Below are 19,820 nucleotides of genomic sequence, written 5' to 3'. Positions count from 1 at the left end.
TCCCTGGTGTTGCAGCCCAATAAAACGAACTCAGTCGACAGGGAGCGCGACGGCGTGCGCCGCGCCCGAACGCTTATTTGGCGGCGGCTGCACGCCACTCTTTGATGTACTCCAGGCGTTTTTTCGGCTGCAGGTACTCCAGCAGCGTTTCATCAACCGGGATCGGCTTCAGCGCGTTACCGAGGATTTTGGTCAGGCCGTCAATATCATTTTTGCCTTCGATATCGTTACGGATGGAGGGAATATCCGCCTGACTGGCCAGAATGCTTTGCCCTTTTTCAGACAGCACATAGTCCAGCCACAGTTTTGCCGCATTGCTGTTTTGCGCCTGCTGGCTGATGAACGACACGCGCGAGAGCACCAGCGTGTAATCTTTCGGGTAAGAAATGCCGAGAGAAGGATCGTTCTTCGCGCGGGCTTCAGCATAGGATCCGAGGATGTTAAAGCCGATCAGGTTTTCACCGGAGGAAACCCTCTCCATCATGGTGCCCGTTGATGACTGCACCGCTAAGCCGCCTTTGGCGACGTCGGCCAGGGTTTTAAAGTAGTTTGGATCGGCCTTGTGATCCTGCACGGAAAGCATAAAGCCAAGACCCGATTTTTCGATGTCGTAGGTGGTGACTTTGCTCTTGAATTTGTCCGTCTGGCTGGCAATCAGCTTCGCCAGCGCGGCGTGAGAATCCGGCACGTCGCCAGCCGGGATCAGGCGCTTGTTGTAGATAAAGACCACTGGCTCATAGGTGGTGCCGTATGCCTTATCTTTCCAGACTGCCCATTTCGGCAGCTGACTTTGCTCCGGCGATTTGTACTCCATGGCGTAGTCGGTGGCGAGTTTCAGCCCGGTGTCCATTGAGGAGCTCCAGACCACGTCGCCGCTACCGCCACCGGAGGCCTGTTCGCTGATAAAACGGTTGTACAGCTCGGTGCTGTTCATGTCGTTGTATTCAACTTTGATGCCCGGGTAGGTTTTTTCGAAGCCCGCAATCAGCGGCCCGGCGGCTTTGGTGTCGGTGGTGGAGTAAATCACCACCTTGCCCTCTTTGGTGGCGGCATCGACAACTTTTTGATACTCAGCAGGATAGCCCTGCGGCAGGGCAGAGAGTGCAGAAGCAGAGAACAGTACGGTAGCGGTAAGCAGAGAAATTCGGAACGTGTTCGACATTATAGTTAACCTTTTAGTTACATTTGAGGAACTAATTGTCAACATAGCGTAAAGCGCGCCTCCGACAATAGGGAGGCGCGGGCAATGATTCCGAAGTGTGACTGTCACCATCGTTTCAGCAATTAACACCATAAAATCCACGAACGTTTGCCTGCGAACGGTTTCGGATTACGGTTTATCGTCGGCTTTGCGGTATAGCCGCCGTGGATGACCAATATTGCCATACAGCATTTCGACGATGATTAACCCGCTCTCCACGCAGTATTCCAGGTAGCGACGCCCCGTGGTTTTGCTGATCCCCACGTTTTCCACCACCTCTTCAACCGACATCGCGCTGTCGGGATGTTCGGCGAACAGGCGTTTAATCCTTTCCAGCGTTTGGGGTTCAATGCCCTTCGTCGACGGCGTAATGGAGACTTCCGCGGCAGGCAGATTAAACAGACGATCCAGCGCGTGCTGGTCGACTACCTTCACCTGCTGCACGGTGTGGACGAAGCGCATAAACCGCTCCAGCGAGGCGTGCAGGCGCTGGAAAAAGACGGGCTTGATCAGGTAGTCAAACGCGCCGCTGCGCATGGCATGGCTGCAGGTCTGCATATCGCTGGCGGCGGTGATGAAGATCACCGAGCATTCATAGCTTTTCAACAGCGGGTTATCGATGAGCTCCACGCCTTTACCGTCCGGGAGATAGTTGTCCAGCAGGATAAGCCGCGGCTGATGCTGACGAATCAGGCTGCATGCCTGCTCAATCGACGCGGCGATGCCCACCACGCGCAAGTGAAAATTCTGCTCGATATACTCGCGATGCAGCTCCGCCAGGTGCGGTTCATCTTCAACGATCACAACGTCAAGTGGTTGGGTCATGCGGTTGTCCATTGGGAATAAACACAGAAAAAATGGTGCCCTGCGGCGTGTTGTCGGCGATCTCTATGCTGCCGCCCGCTTTCCTGATATAGCCTGCCACCAGAAACAGGCCAATACCGTGCTCGGTACCCACAATGTCGTTTTCACTTTCCGGTTTGCTGCTGAATCCCTGGCGGAAAATGTGTGGCTTCACCGCCTCATCCACACCGCAGCCTTTGTCTGCCACCTCTATCAACAACTCCTGGTTGCGGTCAGAAATGTAGAGTTCCACCGGCGCGGGGACCGGTGCCTTAAGAGTCGCGTCCACCGCGTTATCCAGCAGGTTACCAATAATGGACATTAGCTCCGTTTCGTTGAGCGTGCCGGGCATGCGGGTGAGCTGGCAGGCCGGGTCAAACTGCAGTTCAACGCCTTTTTCGCGCGCGCTGACGTATTTTCCTAACAGCAGCCCGCACAGGGCCGGAGAGACAAAATGGGCGGAGACAAAATCCAGCACGCGCTGCGCGCCTTCTGACTGCACCTGGATGTAACGGATCGCCTCGTCATAATGTTTCATCTGCAGCAGCCCCACCAGCGTCGCGGTCCAGTTCAGCTGCTCGTGGCGCATAATGCGCAGGTTGTCCGTATAGCGCTTGATCTGGCTCAGTTGGCTGCTGAGGGTGTTAATGTCGTTTTTGTCGCGAAAGCTGTACACCCAGCCGCTTTCAACGCCGGGTTCGACCTCAATCGCCACGCGGTTAACGATCACCTCTCGCTGGTTAAGCACTGCGATCTGGTCGTGGCGACCAGCGCTTACCGAGGCGTAGCGCTGGGATAAAAAGCCCGGCGACGTCTGCAGAACGTCTTCCAGCGGTTTGCCGATAAGTTCTTTCTCACTTTGATGAATATCCAGCATCTCCCTGGCTGCCCGGTTAATTAAGATCAGCTGCTTCTCTTCATTGATGGCAAATACCCCCTCGTACATAGCTTCTAATAGCGCGCGTTGCTGCAAAACCAACTGGGCGATATCTTTCGGCTCAAGGCGGAACATCTGCTTTTTAAGATTGCGGGTAAACAGCCAGGAGAAAATAAACAGCAACAGCAGAAGGGCAATACCGTACAGTCCAGCCTGCCAGAGAATGCGGGCGTTAATATTGGCGATATACGAGGTCAGATAGCCGACCGAGACGATGCCAATTACCTGATGCTGCGCATTAAAGATTGGCGCTTTGCTGCGCAGCGACACCCCAATCCCGCCTTGACGCACGGAAATAATGGTTTTGCCTTTTAACACCTCCGCATTATCCCCTCCAATCATCGGTAAATTAATGCGCTCCGGTGATTCCGAATGATAAAGGTGCTGTTCCCGGGTATCGCCAATCACAATATAGCTGGCATCGCTTTCGGCACGCAGCGGCTGTATTAAGCGGGCGATACCGGGGATATCTCTGGCTGCCACCATTTCCCCCAGACCCGGTATCAGGGCGATTTCACTGGCCTGAACCCGGGCGCGCTGGCCCAAATCGTGGTGTAGCTGTCGGTCAATAAAATGAAACAGGATCGTTCCCAGCAGAACTAACAGCAGGCAGGAGAAACACACCAGCGCTAAAAACAGCTTTACCTGAAAAGAGAGTCTGCGTTTCATTCCACCTGTGCTAGCCCTATGAAAGTGAGAGATTTGCGGAGCCTGACATGTGCCAATAGCGGACGCAATCTGGCGAGAAAAGAGTTGTGACCTGGCTTTTCGTTTTCGGCGTTATAGCCATCAGGATCCCGTAAGGCTATGCTTCATTCAGCAAGATAATAATTACAGAGGCAATGTCATGGATAAAGAACTACTGGATGAGGGGTACCGGGCCTATACCGGCGAGAAAATTGACGTTTACTTTAATACCGGGATCTGCAAACACTCAGGTAACTGCGTGCGTGGCAGCGCAAAGCTGTTTAATCTGAAACGTAAGCCGTGGATCATTCCCGATGAAGTGGACGTTGAAACGGTTGTACGCGTGATTGATACCTGCCCGAGCGGTGCGCTGAAGTATCGCCAAAAATAAGCGAGGAACCATGGAAATTCTGGAAGGCCATAACAAGTTTTACGTGAATGATGAGAACGGCAACCAGGTCGCGGAGATTGTCTTCGTGCCGACCGGCGAGCACCTGAGCATTATCGAGCATACTGATGTGGATGAGAGCCTGAAAGGGCAGGGCGTCGGTAAACAACTGGTGGCGAAAGTGGTGGAGAAGATGCGCGGTGAGAACCGCAAAATTATTCCGCTGTGCCCGTTTGCGAAGCATGAGTTTGATAAGACGCGGGAATATGACGATATTCGGGCGTAAATAACGCGCCCGGCAGCACGCCGGGCACGAGTATGTCTAGCCAACAAACATCACCGACACGCACAGCACGCCGACGATCAGCGTCAGCAGGCTGCCAATGGAGCGGTACGGTTTCAGGGAAGGGATCAGATACGTCGACAGCGTCGGCATGATAAACAGGATCATGGCGATAAGCGGGCCGCTGATGGCGTAAATCATTGAGATGGCGTTCGGGTTAATGCAGCAGACCGCAAAGGTGATTAACGACACCCCCATAATGGAAATCGCGCGGTTAAAGGCGCGGCTCTTTTTAATCCCCACCTGATTTAGCGACGACTTCACGATCTCCGTCGCCCCTTCAATCACCCCAAAATAGGTGCCGAGGAACGATTTCGACATCGCTACGATCGCCACGATAATCCCGGAAATCCCCAGCCACGCCGGTGAAGAGGGCATCATCGACAGCGCAGACAGGATCGTCACCCCTTCCTCTTTGGCCGTCATAATGTACGACGGTGGAATAGAAAGCAGGCAGCTGAAGACAAAGAACAGCACGCTGAGGCAGATAATCAGGTACGCCACCTTCATGATCTTCTTGCATTTATCCATAGCGGCGTCGGCAAACTTCTCGCGACGGTCAACGGCAAATGTGGAGATAATCGGCGTATGGCTGAACGCAAACACCATCACCGGAATCGAAATCCAGACCTGGTGCAGCGTATGGCGATCCACGGCCATCTGGCTGGTCAGCAGCGAGGGTTGCCAGCTGCCGGTGAGATAGATCGAGACAAACAGGAAATAGGCAATCAGCGGAAACACCAGGAAGCCCATCACCTTTATCGTGATATGCCGTCCCATCAGGAAAATCAGATTCAATACCAGCACCACCCCCAGGCTGACCAGCACGCGAACGGTGGTATCTACCGTCAGGTGTTTTGCCAGCTGCTCGGTTAACGAGTTGGTGATGGCCACCGCATAAATCTGCACCACCACAAAGAAGGCGATGAAATAGAGCGTGGTGATCAGATTGCCAATCTTCTTACCATAGTAGTGGGAGACGGCGCCGGTGATCCCTTCATTACCTTTTGTGTTGGACGAGAGAATAAATTGTGCCAGCGCCCGGTGCGGCCAGTAGGTTAACGGGTAGGCCACGAGGGCGGTGATAAACAGGACAATAGCGCCTGCGGAGCCCAGCTGAATGGGCAGGAAGAGCGTTCCTGCGCCCACGGCCGTGCCATAGAGAGCGAAACTCCAGAGAGTCTCATCTTTTGACCAAATTTTCGACATTAGAGCAACGTTTCAACTAACAAACCATCAGAATGGCGTGCAATTTACCATAATTATGCCTGAAGAGCGCAGTTGCTTCGACGGAGTTTGGCCGGAATAAGCGTCCGGCCAGCGGAGGTTTAGCCTGCCAGAGTGCGTCGTTGCTGGCGACGCTTAAGGAATTTCTCACGCAGGTTATCGTATGCCCAGTTATAGAACATGGTGTATGGCAGGAAGAACAGGAAGAAACCAATTTCTAACGTGAATGCCTCAAGCAGGGTTACGCCCAGCACGGTGGCGACAATCGACACGCCGATTACAATAAACCCGCATTCGAACCCCAGGGCGTGCAGCGCGCGCACTTTTGCCGTGCGTTTTACGCGCTGGGCAGGCCAGAAACGGTCGAAGCCGAAGTTATAGATAATGTTCCAGAGCATGGCGGTGGTAGCCAGGATAATGGTTAACCCACCCATCTCCACCACCGAGCGCTGCATCAGCCATGCCGCCGTGGGGGCGAGAATTGCCGTGGCAATCCCTTCGAAACAGACAGCATGAAAGATCCGCTCCGGCAGCTTACGTTGGAGTGCATCCTGATGTTGCATAGTGTAGACCTCATTTATTCACCGGTATGGGCGTTGATGTAGCCTATTTTTATCGCTAAAGCTGATATATTAAAGATGGTATCCATCGATAAAGTAGATAGTTTATGCGCTATTCACCTGAAGCTCTTACCGCGTTTGTTGAGACCGTTGCGGCAGGCTCTTTCTCTGCTGCCGCGCGCAGGCTGCGTAAAAGCCAGTCGACGATCAGCACCTCCATTGCCAATCTTGAAGCCGATCTGGGTTTCGAACTGTTTGACCGCTCGGCGCGCCAGCCGGTGTTAACGGTCCAGGGGGAACAGGTGCTGGGCTATGTGCAGGCCATTCTCGCCGCCAGCACGCGGCTGGATGAGCTGGCGGTGTCGTTAACGGCACAAACGGAGGCGCGTCTGACGTTTGTCCTCTCCGATACCCTCAACCCCGACGTGCTTGAAGATCTGATGAAGCAGTTTGACGCTCGCTTTCCCCACACGGAGTTCGAATGCCTGATTGGCGAGGAAGAGGACGTGATCGATCTGCTGCAAAAGGAGCGCGCGCAGGTGGGGCTGACGGAAGCGCGAGACGGTTATCCTACGGATATTGGCGCTACCCGGCTGCCGATGCAGACCCGAATGGCGATATATGCCGCGACCACGCATCCGCTCGCCGGACAACACGAGGTGCAGAGCGACGAGCTGCACGGCTGGCGGGAACTGAGGCTCAGCACCTACCTTGAGCGCGAGGCTGAGATCGCGCGCGGGCCCGTCTGGTCAGCGCCGAACTACCTGTTACTGCTGAGTATGGCCGTCCAGGGGTTCGGCTGGTGCGTGCTGCCGTGCGCGCTGGTGGCTGAATTCGCCGCCGCGAAGTCGCTGGTACAGCTCAATGTTCCCGGCTGGCCACGGGCGATCGGCATCGATCTGCTGTGGAATAAACGATCCCCTCCCGGCGTGGCCGGAAGCTGGCTGCGGCAGTATCTGCAGGATGCACGCTAATCCTTGTGATTAAACTCACTATTTTTAAACAATTAAGATAATTGCCAGTAACAATCCTCTACTATCGTCATGTCATTTAACACAGAGGTCGTGATGAAAGATGTCGTAATAGTGGGTGCGTTGCGTACGGCTATCGGCTGTTTTCAGGGAGCGCTTGCGCGTCACTCGGCGGTTGATCTGGGCAGCGTGGTCGTTAAAGCGCTGGTGGAACGTAGCGGGATCGCAGCCCATGAAGTTGATGAGGTGATCCTGGGGCAGGTTCTCACGGCCGGTGCCGGGCAAAACCCTGCGCGTCAGGCGGCGCTGAAGGGTGGGCTGCCCAACACCGTCTCCGCCATTACCATCAACGACGTCTGTGGTTCAGGGTTAAAAGCGCTGCATCTCGCCACCCAGGCCATTCAGTGCGGTGAAGCGGATGTGGTTATAGCTGGCGGACAAGAGAACATGAGCCGCGCGCCGCACGTTCTCACCGATAGCCGAACCGGCGCGCAGCTGGGCAACAGCCAGCTGCTCGACAGCCTCGTGCATGACGGGCTGTGGGATGCGTTCAACGACTATCATATGGGCGTGACGGCAGAAAACCTGGCGCGCGAGTACGGCATTAGCCGCGAATTGCAGGACGCCTATGCGCTCAGTTCGCAGCAAAAAGCGCGTGCCGCGATTGATTCCGGTCGCTTTCGCGACGAGATTGTCCCGGTCAGCACGCAGCGTCAGAACGGCGAGGCGATCGTCGTCGATACCGATGAACAGCCGCGCACAGATGCCAGCGCGGAAGGCCTGGCGAGACTGAACCCCGCGTTTGAAACGCAGGGCTCGGTCACCGCGGGCAATGCCTCGTCCATTAACGACGGTGCCGCCGCCGTGATGATGATGAGCGAAAGCAAAGCCCTTGAGCTCGATCTCCCCGTGCTGGCCCGCATTAAGGCGTTTGCCAGCGTGGGCGTGGATCCAGCGTTGATGGGGATTGCGCCGGTCTACGCTACCCGTCGCTGCCTGGAGCGCGCAGGGTGGCAACTTTCGGATGTCGATCTGATCGAAGTGAACGAAGCCTTTGCCGCGCAGGCGATCTCGGTCGGCAAAATGCTGGAGTGGGATCCGCTGCGGGTCAACGTGAACGGCGGTGCAATTGCGTTAGGGCATCCCATCGGCGCGTCCGGCTGCCGAATCCTGGTTTCGCTGGTCCATGAAATGAAAAAGCGAAACGCGCGCAAAGGGATCGCTACCCTCTGTATAGGCGGCGGACAGGGCGTGGCGCTCGCCATCGAACGCTAATTTCTCCTCGCTTAAAAAACCTCCTTCGGGAGGTTTTTTTATCGTGTTCTTCTCTTCATGGGAAGTAATCGTGATCCGCGCGTCATTTCTGTTATAAACAAAAATAAAAAATGAAACGTTGTTTTAATTGCAATTGAAAACCCTATTTTATGCCGCTAGTATGTGCTCATCATAAAACAAAACGTCGTTTCGTTTAATTTCTGCCTTCGGGCATGACCACATCTGGAGGTTACCGTGGACGTCAGACAAAGCATCCACAGCGCGCACGCCAAAACGCTGGATACTCAGGGACTGCGCAGCGAGTTTTTAGTTGAGCAGGTGTTCGAAGCCGATAAGTACACCATGGTCTATAGCCACATCGACCGCATTATCGTGGGCGGCATTATGCCGGTGGCGAAAACCGTCTCCGTGGGCGGTGAAGTAGGCAAGCAGCTGGGCGTAAGCTACTTCCTGGAGCGTCGTGAACTGGGCGTGATTAATATTGGCGGGCCGGGCACGATTACCGTGGACGGCCAGTGCTACGAGATTGGCCACCGCGACGGGCTGTACGTCGGCAAAGGGGCGAAAGAGGTGGTCTTTGCCAGCATCGACGGCGGTAAACCCGCGAAGTTTTACTACAACTGCGCCCCGGCGCACACCGCTTATCCAACCAAAAAAGTAACGCCCGCAGACGTTGCGCCCGTGACGCTGGGCGACAACCTCACCAGCAACCGCCGCACCATCAATAAATACTTCGTGCCGGATGTGCTGGAAACCTGCCAGCTCAGCATGGGGCTGACCGAGCTTGCGCCAGGCAACCTGTGGAACACCATGCCGTGCCATACCCACGAACGCCGCATGGAAGTCTACTTCTACTTCAATATGGATGAAGACGCCTGCGTGTTCCACATGATGGGACAGCCACAGGAAACTCGCCATATCGTCATGCATAACGAGCAGGCGGTGATTTCACCCAGCTGGTCTATTCACTCCGGCGTGGGGACGAAAGCCTATACCTTCATCTGGGGGATGGTTGGAGAAAACCAGGTCTTCGATGACATGGACCACGTCGCGGTTAAGGATCTGCGCTAGTCGCGGGCAGTTAAGCATACATCTGCCTGTTGATGACAGGCGCTGAAAGAGTAAGGAACAAACATGATTCTGGATGCATTTTCTCTGCAGGGTAAAGTGGCCGTGGTTTCCGGGTGTGACACCGGACTGGGCCAGGGGATGGCGTTAGGCCTGGCGGAAGCGGGCTGTGATATCGTCGGGATTAACATCGTTGAGCCCACGGAAACCATCGAACGCGTAACCGCGCTGGGCCGCCGTTTTCTCAGCCTGACCGCCGACCTGCGTAAAATCGACGCCATTCCGGAGCTGCTGAATCGCGCGGTGGCGGAATTTGGTCATATCGACATTCTGGTCAACAACGCGGGGCTGATCCGCCGTGAAGACGCGATTAACTTCAGCGAGACCGACTGGGACGACGTCATGAACCTGAACATCAAGAGCGTGTTCTTTATGTCCCAGGCGGCGGCGAAGCACTTCATCGCGCAGGGCAAGGGCGGCAAGATCATTAACATCGCCTCGATGCTCTCCTTCCAGGGCGGCATCCGCGTGCCGTCTTACACCGCGTCGAAAAGCGCGGTGATGGGCGTGACCCGCCTGCTGGCGAACGAATGGGCGCAGCACAACATCAACGTCAACGCGATTGCGCCGGGCTACATGGCCACCAACAACACCCAGCAGCTTCGCGCGGACGAAGAACGCAGTGCGGCGATCCTGGAGCGTATTCCGGCGGGCCGCTGGGGGCTGCCGAGCGATCTGATGGGGCCGGTAGTGTTCCTGGCTTCCCCGGCATCGGACTATATCAATGGTTATACCGTCGCGGTTGATGGCGGCTGGCTGGCGCGATAACCCTACTTATGACAAATACCTCCGCTCTTCGGCGGAGGTTTTTTTTGCTTAAAATTTGTCAAAGTCCATATTGATAAACACGAAAAATCCATACTTAAAAATCATAGATGACTGCCATCACATTTTTATTATTTAAAAATTAAGGCGTTAGTAAAATTAGGTGATTATCCAGCATTAGTTGAAATTGTAATGTCCATCACAGATCGCTATGCCATAGCGAAATAATCCATATCTTCACGAATTCCGGCCTGACACTTTTCCCCGCTATCTCGTAATTTCATTTAACGAATTTTGCTGTTGAGGCAGGAAAAATATGACATCTATAAATGACTCTACCCTGATGCCCGCCGCGCTGCGCGATACCCGTCGCATGAACCAGTTTGTCTCCATTGCGGCAGCCGTGGCCGGTTTGTTGTTCGGCCTGGATATCGGCGTTATCGCCGGGGCGCTGCCGTTTATTACCGATCACTTTACGCTGAGTAACCGCCTGCAGGAGTGGGTGGTGAGCAGCATGATGCTCGGCGCGGCCATTGGCGCGCTGTTTAACGGCTGGCTTTCGTTCCGCCTTGGGCGTAAATACAGCCTGATGGTCGGGGCGGTCCTGTTTGTTGCCGGGTCCATAGGTTCGGCGTTTGCCACTAACGTTGAAGTGCTGCTGCTCTCCCGCGTGCTGCTGGGCGTGGCGGTGGGGATTGCCTCCTACACCGCGCCGCTGTATCTCTCCGAAATGGCGAGCGAGAACGTGCGCGGCAAGATGATTAGCATGTACCAGCTGATGGTGACGCTGGGCATCGTGCTGGCGTTCCTGTCTGACACCTACTTCAGCTACAGCGGTAACTGGCGGGCGATGCTCGGCGTGCTGGCGCTGCCTGCGGTAGTGCTGATTGTTTTAGTGATCTTCCTGCCCAACAGCCCGCGCTGGCTGGCGCAAAAAGGGCGTCACGTGGAAGCGGAAGAGGTGCTGCGCATGCTGCGCGACACGTCTGAGAAAGCGCGTGAAGAGCTGAACGAGATCCGCGAAAGCCTGAAGCTGAAGCAGGGCGGCTGGTCGCTGTTTAAGGCTAACCGCAACGTGCGCCGCGCGGTGTTCCTCGGCATGTTGCTGCAGGCGATGCAGCAGTTCACGGGGATGAACATCATCATGTATTACGCCCCGCGCATCTTCAAAATGGCCGGTTTTACCACCACCGAACAGCAGATGATCGCCACGCTGGTGGTGGGGCTGACCTTTATGTTCGCCACCTTTATTGCGGTGTTCACCGTCGATAAAGCCGGACGTAAACCGGCGCTGAAGATTGGCTTTAGCGTGATGGCGCTCGGTACGCTGATCCTCGGCTACTGCCTGATGCAGTTTGATAACGGCACGGCGTCCAGCGGCCTCTCCTGGCTCTCCGTGGGCATGACCATGATGTGTATTGCTGGCTACGCGATGAGCGCCGCGCCGGTGGTGTGGATCCTGTGCTCTGAAATTCAGCCGCTGAAATGTCGCGATTTTGGTATCACCTGTTCCACCACCACCAACTGGGTGTCGAACATGATCATCGGCGCGACCTTCCTGACGCTGCTGGATGCGATTGGCGCGGCGGGAACCTTCTGGCTCTATACGGTGCTGAACGTGGCATTTATTGGCGTGACATTCTGGCTAATTCCAGAAACCAAAGGCGTGACGCTGGAACATATTGAACGCAAGCTGATGAGCGGGGAGAAACTGCGAAATATCGGCGTGTAAGGTTAATGCCGGGTAAGCGCAGCGCCACCCGGCGTTTTGTTAGCGTGATGCTGAATAACTACCAACTTTGATAGCAATTCCTCAGATAGTCCATTCTCGCGTTCAGATTATTCTTAGTTTCTTGTATTATCGGGCAACTGAACTCACCCGGCAGGAATTTACTGCACCCGAAACAGAAGAACGGCTATGTCAGCAATGGATTTCAAAAAAAATACGGACCTCGATTTTCCCTCATATGCTCCTCCAGCAGTCAGTTCAAAAGAGATCGATCTTCTGGGCCTGTTAGATATTCTGATTACCGCGAAAAAACGCATTGCCACCATTATCTTTGTTTTCGCGCTGGCAGGTCTGGCAATTGCGCTTCTACTGCCGCAAAAATGGACCAGTAAAGCGGTGATCACTCCGGCGGAACAGACACAGTGGAACCCGCTGAGCCAGATGATGGTTGCGCTGCAGGTTCTTGATGTGAAGGTGCCGGTTACCCGTCAGGAAGTCTTTGACCTGTTTATTAAAAAATTCCAGTCGCAGTCATTGCTTGAAGAGTATATGACCTCTTCCCCTTACGTGATGGCGCAGCTCAAGAATGCGCAAGTGGACCCGCTTGAACTGCACCGTGCGGTTGTCAATATTGCAGACAAAATGAAAGCGGTGAATGATGTTCAGGGAAAAGATGCGGATAAAGCGCCTTTCGTCTCCTGGACATTGAGCTTCACTGCGCCGACCGCCGCCGATGCCCAATCCGTTCTGGAGGGGTATATCAACTATATCTCGGCAATTGTTGAGAAAGAGACGGTGCAGAATATCCGCAACCAGATCGCCCTCAAAACGAACGAGGTAGAGCAGCAGCTGACGCTCGACCGCGTTCGTCTGACCAATGTGCATAACACCAACCTGCAGCGGCTGAACTATTCGCTGGAAGTGGCGAATGCGGCGGGCATTAAGAAGCCCGTTTATAGCAATGGACAGGGGATAAAAGACGATCCGGATTACTCCGTTGCGCTCGGGGCTGACGGTATCGCGGAAAAGCTAAGGATTGAAAAAAATCTTAAGGATGTGACGGAGCTGAACGCGGACTTCCAGAACCGGGAATATTACCTGGCGCAGCTGAAAAAACTCTCCTTCGCAGACGTTAAGCTTGAGCCATTCAGGTATCAGCTTTCGCCATCGATGCCGGTGAAAAAAGACGGCCCGGGCACAGGCATGATTGTCATTCTGGCGGCGATCCTTGGCGCTCTGTTTGCCTGCGGCAGCGTATTACTCCGTGAGGCCATGCTCAGCCGAAACCCATTGCCAGAGCCGGTAACGGAATAAATTCTGCACACATGAAGGCGCTGCAACAGCGCCTTTTTTATTTCAGGAAATCCTCGCGAACAGGCGTAAAGGTGTCCAGCAGCGTGCCGGCCCTGAGGCAGACGCAGCCGTGCATCACATGTGGTTTTTTGTAGAGGGTATCTCCCGCCGTCACGACATGCTTCTCTTCACCAATGGTAAACTCAAATTCACCAGAGAGAACATAGGTTAACTGTTCGTGCGGGTGGTTATGCAGTGGGCCAATCGCGCCCTGCTCAAACTGTACTTCAACCGCCATCATCCTGCCGCCGTGGGCCAGCACGCGACGCGTAACGCCATTCCCCAGATCTTCAGACGCGGTCTCTTTGTGGAACATAAACATGGCTTTGCTCTTCATAATAAAACAGTGTTTTATTTAATTTACATTGGCCAGCTTAAAAAGAAAACGACGTAATAAAGAACTGGAAACAGGATCACAAGTTTGCTTCACTGGCTTAAACAGATAAGGAGCGATGATGAAAACGATTGGCCTGATAGGTGGGATGAGCTGGGAATCGACAATCCCTTATTACCGCCTGATTAACGAAGGCGTAAAGCAGCGTCTGGGCGGCCTGCACTCCGCGAGCCTGCTGCTGCACAGCGTTGATTTTCATGAAATCGAAGCCTGCCAGTCGAGCGGCGAATGGAATAAAGCCGGAGAAATCCTGGCCGATGCCGCGCTGGGGCTGGAGCGTGCGGGGGCGCAGGGCATTCTGCTGTGTACCAACACGATGCACAAAGTGGCCTCGCACATTGAAGCGCGCTGTTCGCTGCCGTTCCTGCACATCGCGGACGCCACCGGACGCGCCATTCGCGCTTCGGGAATGTCGCGCGTGGCCTTGCTGGGCACACGTTACACCATGGAGCAGGATTTCTATCGCGGGCGCTTGCACAGCGAGTTTGGGATTGAAAGCCTGATCCCGGATGAGGGGGACCGGGCGCGCATCAATCAGATTATCTTCGACGAGCTCTGCCTCGGAACCTTCAGCGAAACCTCCCGCGCATATTACGTCAGCGTAATAGATAAACTGGCGCAGCAGGGGGCTGAAGGGGTGATTTTCGGCTGCACGGAGATCGGTTTGCTGGTGCCGGGCGAACGAAGCCCCATCCCGGTGTTTGATACCGCGGCCATTCACGCGGCAGATGCCGTGGAATTTATGCTGTCATAACGGGTTTTGCAGGTCAGGTAAGCGAAGCGCCACCTGACGCGCATGCTCAACTAAGTGTTCGGTGAATGCGTCCACCAGCGCGGAAGCCGGACGGTGCAGCGGGCGAATAAGGCTTACGGTGAACGGGACGGAAACGCTAAAACGGCGGATGACGATCCCGCTTCCTGCATAGTCCAGCGCCGTAAGCGGATTGACGACCGCAACGCCAACGCCCGCGCGCACCATCGCGCATATTGACGCCGCGCTGTGGGTTTCAACGACCATCCGCCGCTTCACCTGATGCTCAGAAAAAAGCGTATCCAGCAGCTGTCGGTAGCTGTCCGTTTGCGACAGGCTAATGTAGTTTTCACCATGAAAATCCGCGGGCGTCAGCACTGCTTTGTGGGCAAGCCGATGCCCGGCGGGCAGAACGCACACTTCATCCAGCGCGAGGAGTTCCGTGCGCGCCGTTCCTGCGGGTGTCGAAAGGGTTTCGGTTAACCCGAGATCGTGCCGCTGTGCCGACAGCCACTCTTCAAGCAGAGGCGACTCCTGCGGCACGATGGTGAGATTGACCTCAGGATAGCGGGCCAGAAAAGGCTGGAGCAGCGTCGGTAAGAAGGACTGAGAGAAGACGGGCAGGCAGACAATCGACAGCTCGCCCTGACGAAACTCGCGCAGGCTTTCCGCCGCGCTGACGATTCTGTCCAGCCCGTACCATGAGCGCTGCACTTCCTCAAACAGGCGCAACCCCTGCACCGTCGGGTGAAGCCTGCCCCGGGCGCGTTCGAACAGCTTCAGCCCCAGCACTTTCTCGAAGCGCGCCAGCTCGCGGCTGACCGTCGGCTGCGAGGTATGCAGCATCTGCGCGGCTTCGGTGAGATTGCCGGTGGTCATCACGGCGTGAAAAATCTCGATGTGGCGTAAATTGACGGCGGGCATAGGGCACCTGAAAGCAAAGAACTGTCCATATCATTTTTGCATAGACTCGCGATAAAACGATATTTTTTATTCTGCTTCCGCTGTGGCGTAATCATAAAAAATGAATTGAACCGGAGAAGACCATGCCACGCCCGCTCAACCAGACGGATACCGATTTGAACGCTGAAAACCTGCTGCGCCTGCCCGCCGAGTTTGGCTGCCCGGTATGGGTCTACGACGCGCAGATCGTTCGCGAGAAGATCGCCGCCCTGCATCAGTTTGACGTGGTGCGTTTTGCCCAGAAGGCCTGCTCCAATATTCATATTCTGCGCCTGATGCGCGAGCAGGGCGTGAAGGTTGACTCCGTATCGCTGGGTGAAATCGAGCGTGCGCTGGCGGCAGGCTTTGATCCGAAAACCGATCCTGACGCGATCGTCTTTACCGCGGATGTGATCGACGACGCCACGCTTGCGCGCGTGCATGAACTGCAGGTGCCGGTGAACGCCGGTTCTGTGGATATGCTGGAGCAGCTTGGGCAGGTTTCACCCGGCCATCGCGTCTGGCTGCGCGTCAACCCGGGCTTTGGACATGGCCATAGCCAAAAAACCAACACCGGGGGCGAAAACAGCAAGCACGGGATCTGGTATGCCGATATGCCTGCCGCGCTTGAGGTACTGCAGCGCTACAGCCTGAAGCTGGTCGGTATTCATATGCACATTGGCTCCGGCGTCGATTACGGGCACCTGGAGCAGGTGTGCGGGGCGATGGTGCGCCAGGTTGTCGACTTCGGTCAGGATCTGGAGGCGATCTCCGCCGGTGGCGGTCTTTCCATTCCTTATCGTGAAGGGGAAGAGGCGATCGACACCGATCACTATTACGGCCTGTGGAGCGCCGCGCGCGATCAAATTGCCGCGCATCTGGGCCATGCCGTGAAGCTGGAAATTGAACCGGGTCGTTTCCTGGTAGCCGAAGCCGGCGTGCTGGTGGCTCAGGTACGCAGCGTCAAAGAGATGGGCTCCCGCCACTTCGTGCTGATTGATGCGGGCTTTAACGACCTGATGCGTCCGTCCATGTACGGCAGCTACCATCACATTACCGCCCTGGCTGCCGATGGCCGCGATTTAACGCACGCGCCGCGCCGCGAGACGGTGGTCGCAGGCCCGCTGTGTGAATCCGGTGATGTGTTTACCCAGCAGGAAGGTGGCAAAGTTGAAACCCGCGCGCTGCCTGAGGTGAAGCCGGGCGATTACCTGGTGCTGCACGACACCGGGGCGTACGGGGCGTCTATGTCCTCGAACTACAACAGCCGTCCGCTGCTGCCGGAAGTGCTGTTTGATAACGGCAAGGCGCGGCTGATCCGTCGTCGCCAGACCATTCAGGAACTGCTGGTGCTGGAACTCGTTTGATTAAAGTACGGCCCCGTTGTGACCGAATCGCGTAATACCAGCGTGCCGGTAAACGGCGGGATCGCATCGACCGGCTGGTTCTTCGCCAGCCGGATCGCCTGATCGATAGCCGTGACGATCATGTTATCTATCGGCAGATAAACCGACGACAGCGCAGGCTCCAGCCACTTTGCGCTTGGGGCATCGTCAAAGCCGAACAGGGAGATATCCTGCGGGATCTTAAGCCCTGCCTGATGCAGCGCTTTGGACGCGCCCAGCGCCATATCATCGTTACAGGCAAACAGCGCGCTGAACGACACCCCTTCAGCAATCAGCTCCTTACACAGCTCATAGCCCCGCGTCATTCCCGCATCACCGTACTTTATTCGACGCTCGTCCAGACGAATGCCGTGCTTTTCCAGCGCCTTACGGTAGCCCATCAGCCGCGCTTTACCCGTGGGGGTGTGGATCGGAACGGTAATGCAGGCGATCTCCCGGTGGCCCTGATTGATCAGGTAATCCACCGCCTTAAACGCGGCATCCTGTTGTTCGAAGAACACGCAGCGCTCCGGTGCCTGGCTGACTTCACGGTTGATGACCACCAGCGGCGTTTGCACGGTATTAATCAGCTTGATGATCGCTTTTTCGCTCATATAGCGCGTGTAAAGCACGATGGCATCGCACTGGCGGTCGGCCAGCATTTGCACCGCCTGCTCTTCCTGCTCTGGCGCGTCGTGACCGTCGGTGACGATCAGCTGTTTCCCGTGGGTTTCGGTCTGCCGCGACGCCTGCTGCAAAAGACGACCAAAGTAAAAGCCGTCGAAGGTAGAGACGACCAGACCAATGCTGTTGCTGGTCTGGTTAGCCAGCGAACGCGCGAGAAAGTTTGGGCGGTAGCCCAGCTCTTCCATCGCAGCAAAGACCTGCTGACGCGTGCTCTCTTTAACCTGACCTGTGCCGTTCAGCACGCGCGAGACGGTAGCCTTCGACACGCCCGCGCGCAGTGAGACATCCAGCATTGTTGCCATTCTACATTCCTGCTTCCACGTAATGGTTTGCAGTTTAACACAGACCTGACAGCGTATAAGCGATGCGGGAAGCGCAAAACTTCTGCCACGATCACGCTTTTTGGTCACGATTCGCCTGGCCTGCCGGAAGTAAAACTAAATAGTCTGACTCTGGTAAAATAATCGCCAAACCGGGCTGGAGGCGTCAGGCCAGCATATTCATTAAAAACGCAGGTGAAACGTGAAAAAGACCGTCATTCTCCCGCTTTACGAGGCACCGCGCTATGCGGAGCAGGTCACCGACTGGCTCTGGCAGGCCTTTGGCGAGGGGCTTGCGCGGGATTTTTTCCATAGCATCGTCGAGCACAGCCAGACGCCGGGTGCCCTGCCGCTGACCTTTATCGCCGTAGAGGATGAACGGCTTCTCGGGACGGTGGGACTCTGGCGCTGTGATTTGATTACCCGTCAGGATCTCTGTCCGTGGCTGGCGGCGCTCTACGTTGACGACGCGGCGCGCGGCAAGGGGCTGGCAGGAAAGTTACAGCAGCATGTTATTCGCTTCGCCGCACGGGCCGGGTACGAGGAACTTCATCTCTGGTCTGCCTGCCGCGACTTCTATGAACGTTACGGCTGGCAGTATATTGGCGAGGGGCTGGAGTATCCGGATAAAACGGTACACCTGTATCGCTATTCGCTCTGCGCGTCAGCGGGCGCTGCAACGGAGTGACGGCGCACTAACGTTGGGCTGAAGAGATGGGTAATCTCCGGCGGCTGGCGTTGTTCGGCCAGCGCCAGCGCCAGCTCTGCGGCCTGGGTGGCCATCGTGATGATGGGGTAGCGTACGGTGGTCAGGCGCGGGCGCACGTACCGGGAGACCAAAACATCGTCGAAGCCAATTAGCGAGATTTCCGCCGGCACCTCGATCCCGTTGTCATTCATGACGCCCATTGCCCCGGCAGCCATCGAATCGTTATAGCTGGCGACCGCGGTGAAATTCCGTCCGCGACCCAGCAGCTCCGTCATGGCCTGTTCGCCGCCGCTCTCATCCGGTTCACCGTAGGCCACCAGACGGTCATTGCACGGCAGACCGTTTTCGCGCAGGGCGTCGTAGTAGCCCTGCAGGCGGTCTTCCGCATCAGAAATGGGGTGATTGGAGCAGAGATAGCCAATCCGGGTATGACCCTGTTGAATCAGATGACGGGTCGCAAGCCAGGCGCCGTAGCGGTCGTCGAGTGCTACACAGCGTTTTTCAAAGCCGGGGATAATACGGTTGATAATCACCATGCCGGGCATTTGCTTCATCAGGTGAATTAGCTCGGCATCCGGGATCATTTTGGCGTGTACCACCAGTGCAGCGCAGCGGTGGCGGATCAGCTGCTCGATGGCCTGGCGTTCTTTTTGTTCATTATGATAGCCATTGCCGATCAGCAAAAAATTACCCGTCTGATAAGAGACCTGTTCAACCGCTTTTACCATGGCACCGAAAAAGGGATCGGAAACGTCTCCCACCACCAGCCCAATAGTCTCTGTTGACTGCTGGGCGAGCGCGCGGGCGTTGGCATTCGGATGGTAGTTCAGGGTTTCCATGGCGCTTTGTACCGCCTGGCGTGATGCGTCACTGGCTTTGGGTGAGTCATTAATCACGCGGGAGACGGTGGCTACCGACACACCTGCCAGACGAGCCACATCCTTTATTGTCGCCATTTATAACCTTCTTATTTGGGGTAAGCGTTTACACACTGAATAGTGTTGCGGAAAAGTGACGTCCATTCAAGGGAAGCCGGTTTCCGCGCGCCACAAACGTGACGCAGACCAACCCTGGTAGTGTAATCGTTACACGCCTGGTCATGTCAGAAGAATGTCATTCTGAACCTTTAGTTACACTTTGCCTCAGGCTGTTGCGATTATCCGGTGGCGATGACGTTAAAGAGGTTGGTAGAGTCGAGATCCCAGAGGTATTGATAGGTGGAATC

20 protein-coding genes are annotated in these 19,820 nt (G+C 55.7%); 11 read left to right on the top strand and 9 right to left on the bottom strand.

Annotated features, from left to right (window positions below):
• Nucleotides 1–73: 73 nt before the first annotated feature.
• The 3 genes from ACMGGH_RS01190 to ACMGGH_RS01180 form a co-directional block, all read right to left on the bottom strand.
• Complete coding sequence (locus ACMGGH_RS01190; RefSeq protein ID WP_028014307.1) at nt 74–1,162, bottom strand: ABC transporter substrate-binding protein; 1,089 nt, start codon at nt 1,160–1,162, stop codon at nt 74–76.
• A gap of 168 nt (nt 1,163–1,330) precedes the next feature.
• Nucleotides 1,331–2,026: a response regulator gene (locus ACMGGH_RS01185; RefSeq protein ID WP_232948834.1), complete on the bottom strand. Its 696-nt coding sequence runs from the start codon at nt 2,024–2,026 to the stop codon at nt 1,331–1,333.
• Nucleotides 2,010–3,650 carry an ATP-binding protein gene (locus ACMGGH_RS01180; RefSeq protein WP_232948835.1) on the bottom strand — a complete coding sequence of 547 codons (1,641 nt, stop codon included), beginning with the start codon at nt 3,648–3,650 and terminating at the stop codon, nt 2,010–2,012. The genes ACMGGH_RS01185 and ACMGGH_RS01180 overlap by 17 nt, the downstream gene beginning before the upstream one ends.
• Nucleotides 3,651–3,828: 178 nt before the next feature.
• On the opposite strand from ACMGGH_RS01180, the gene yjdI reads away from it, so the two are divergent.
• Nucleotides 3,829–4,059, top strand: coding sequence for a 4Fe-4S mono-cluster protein YjdI (yjdI, locus tag ACMGGH_RS01175; RefSeq protein WP_041908367.1), 231 nt, complete (start codon nt 3,829–3,831; stop codon nt 4,057–4,059).
• 10 nt (nt 4,060–4,069) lie between these two features.
• Nucleotides 4,070–4,342, top strand: coding sequence for a GNAT family N-acetyltransferase (locus ACMGGH_RS01170; protein ID WP_048957332.1), 273 nt, complete (start codon nt 4,070–4,072; stop codon nt 4,340–4,342).
• 36 nt (nt 4,343–4,378) lie between these two features.
• Here the strand turns inward: ACMGGH_RS01170 and ACMGGH_RS01165 are convergent, their stop codons facing one another.
• Together ACMGGH_RS01165 and ACMGGH_RS01160 are read right to left on the bottom strand one after the other, a co-directional pair.
• On the bottom strand, nt 4,379–5,608 hold the full coding sequence (locus tag ACMGGH_RS01165; protein WP_155026233.1) for an amino acid permease: 1,230 nt from the start codon (nt 5,606–5,608) through the stop codon (nt 4,379–4,381).
• A gap of 119 nt (nt 5,609–5,727) precedes the next feature.
• On the bottom strand, nt 5,728–6,189 hold the full coding sequence (locus ACMGGH_RS01160; protein ID WP_232948836.1) for a multidrug/biocide efflux PACE transporter: 462 nt from the start codon (nt 6,187–6,189) through the stop codon (nt 5,728–5,730).
• Nucleotides 6,190–6,293: 104 nt separating this feature from the next.
• On the opposite strand from ACMGGH_RS01160, the gene ACMGGH_RS01155 reads away from it, so the two are divergent.
• The 6 genes from ACMGGH_RS01155 (at nt 6,294) to wzz(fepE) (ending at nt 13,368) form a co-directional block, all read left to right on the top strand.
• Nucleotides 6,294–7,160, top strand: coding sequence for a LysR family transcriptional regulator (locus tag ACMGGH_RS01155; RefSeq protein ID WP_045260917.1), 867 nt, complete (start codon nt 6,294–6,296; stop codon nt 7,158–7,160).
• A gap of 93 nt (nt 7,161–7,253) precedes the next feature.
• Entirely contained in the window at nt 7,254–8,432 is a 1,179-nt protein-coding gene (locus ACMGGH_RS01150) for an acetyl-CoA C-acetyltransferase (protein WP_028014300.1), read from the top strand.
• Nucleotides 8,433–8,666: 234 nt separating this feature from the next.
• A complete protein-coding gene (kduI, locus tag ACMGGH_RS01145) occupies nt 8,667–9,503 on the top strand; it encodes a 5-dehydro-4-deoxy-D-glucuronate isomerase (RefSeq protein WP_045260916.1) in 837 nt (278 codons plus the stop codon).
• Nucleotides 9,504–9,566: 63 nt separating this feature from the next.
• On the top strand, nt 9,567–10,328 hold the full coding sequence (kduD, locus tag ACMGGH_RS01140) for a 2-dehydro-3-deoxy-D-gluconate 5-dehydrogenase KduD (RefSeq protein ID WP_232948837.1): 762 nt from the start codon (nt 9,567–9,569) through the stop codon (nt 10,326–10,328).
• 313 nt (nt 10,329–10,641) lie between these two features.
• Nucleotides 10,642–12,057 (top strand): sugar porter family MFS transporter, encoded by a 1,416-nt coding sequence (locus tag ACMGGH_RS01135; protein ID WP_028014298.1) that lies wholly within the window; start codon nt 10,642–10,644, stop codon nt 12,055–12,057.
• Between the two features lie 186 nt (nt 12,058–12,243).
• On the top strand, nt 12,244–13,368 hold the full coding sequence (wzz(fepE), locus tag ACMGGH_RS01130; RefSeq protein ID WP_126326413.1) for an LPS O-antigen length regulator Wzz(fepE): 1,125 nt from the start codon (nt 12,244–12,246) through the stop codon (nt 13,366–13,368).
• A 37-nt stretch (nt 13,369–13,405) separates the two neighbouring features.
• Here wzz(fepE) and ACMGGH_RS01125 read toward each other — a convergent pair whose 3' ends face one another.
• Nucleotides 13,406–13,729, bottom strand: a complete 324-nt coding sequence (locus ACMGGH_RS01125; protein ID WP_045260914.1) for a cupin domain-containing protein — start codon at nt 13,727–13,729, stop codon at nt 13,406–13,408.
• Nucleotides 13,730–13,862: 133 nt separating this feature from the next.
• On the opposite strand from ACMGGH_RS01125, the gene ACMGGH_RS01120 reads away from it, so the two are divergent.
• A complete protein-coding gene (locus ACMGGH_RS01120) occupies nt 13,863–14,555 on the top strand; it encodes an aspartate/glutamate racemase (protein WP_232948884.1) in 693 nt (230 codons plus the stop codon).
• Here the strand turns inward: ACMGGH_RS01120 and ACMGGH_RS01115 are convergent.
• A complete protein-coding gene (locus ACMGGH_RS01115) occupies nt 14,550–15,476 on the bottom strand; it encodes a LysR family transcriptional regulator (RefSeq protein WP_048999241.1) in 927 nt (308 codons plus the stop codon). The two genes, ACMGGH_RS01120 and ACMGGH_RS01115, sit on opposite strands and share 6 nt — an antisense overlap.
• Nucleotides 15,477–15,598: 122 nt before the next feature.
• Between ACMGGH_RS01115 and lysA the strand changes: the two genes are divergently transcribed.
• Entirely contained in the window at nt 15,599–16,861 is a 1,263-nt protein-coding gene (gene lysA, locus ACMGGH_RS01110; protein WP_232948838.1) for a diaminopimelate decarboxylase, read from the top strand.
• Here the strand turns inward: lysA and ACMGGH_RS01105 are convergent.
• Complete coding sequence (locus ACMGGH_RS01105) at nt 16,831–17,868, bottom strand: LacI family DNA-binding transcriptional regulator (RefSeq protein WP_232948839.1); 1,038 nt, start codon at nt 17,866–17,868, stop codon at nt 16,831–16,833. The two genes, lysA and ACMGGH_RS01105, sit on opposite strands and share 31 nt — an antisense overlap.
• A 220-nt stretch (nt 17,869–18,088) precedes the next feature.
• On the opposite strand from ACMGGH_RS01105, the gene ACMGGH_RS01100 reads away from it, so the two are divergent.
• The gene (locus tag ACMGGH_RS01100; protein WP_232948840.1) at nt 18,089–18,574 is read left to right on the top strand and encodes a GNAT family N-acetyltransferase; all 486 of its coding nucleotides are present in this window, start codon (nt 18,089–18,091) and stop codon (nt 18,572–18,574) included.
• On the opposite strand, the gene galR is transcribed toward ACMGGH_RS01100, so the two are convergent.
• Nucleotides 18,535–19,551: an HTH-type transcriptional regulator GalR gene (galR, locus tag ACMGGH_RS01095; RefSeq protein WP_028014290.1), complete on the bottom strand. Its 1,017-nt coding sequence runs from the start codon at nt 19,549–19,551 to the stop codon at nt 18,535–18,537. The two genes, ACMGGH_RS01100 and galR, sit on opposite strands and share 40 nt — an antisense overlap.
• Nucleotides 19,552–19,820: the final 269 nt, after the last annotated feature.

The sequence above is a fragment of the Enterobacter sp. BNK-16 genome, from assembly GCF_048684955.1.
Taxonomy (GTDB): Bacteria; Pseudomonadota; Gammaproteobacteria; order Enterobacterales; family Enterobacteriaceae; genus Enterobacter; species Enterobacter bugandensis.
This window is presented reverse-complemented; position numbering and strand designations above follow the sequence as displayed.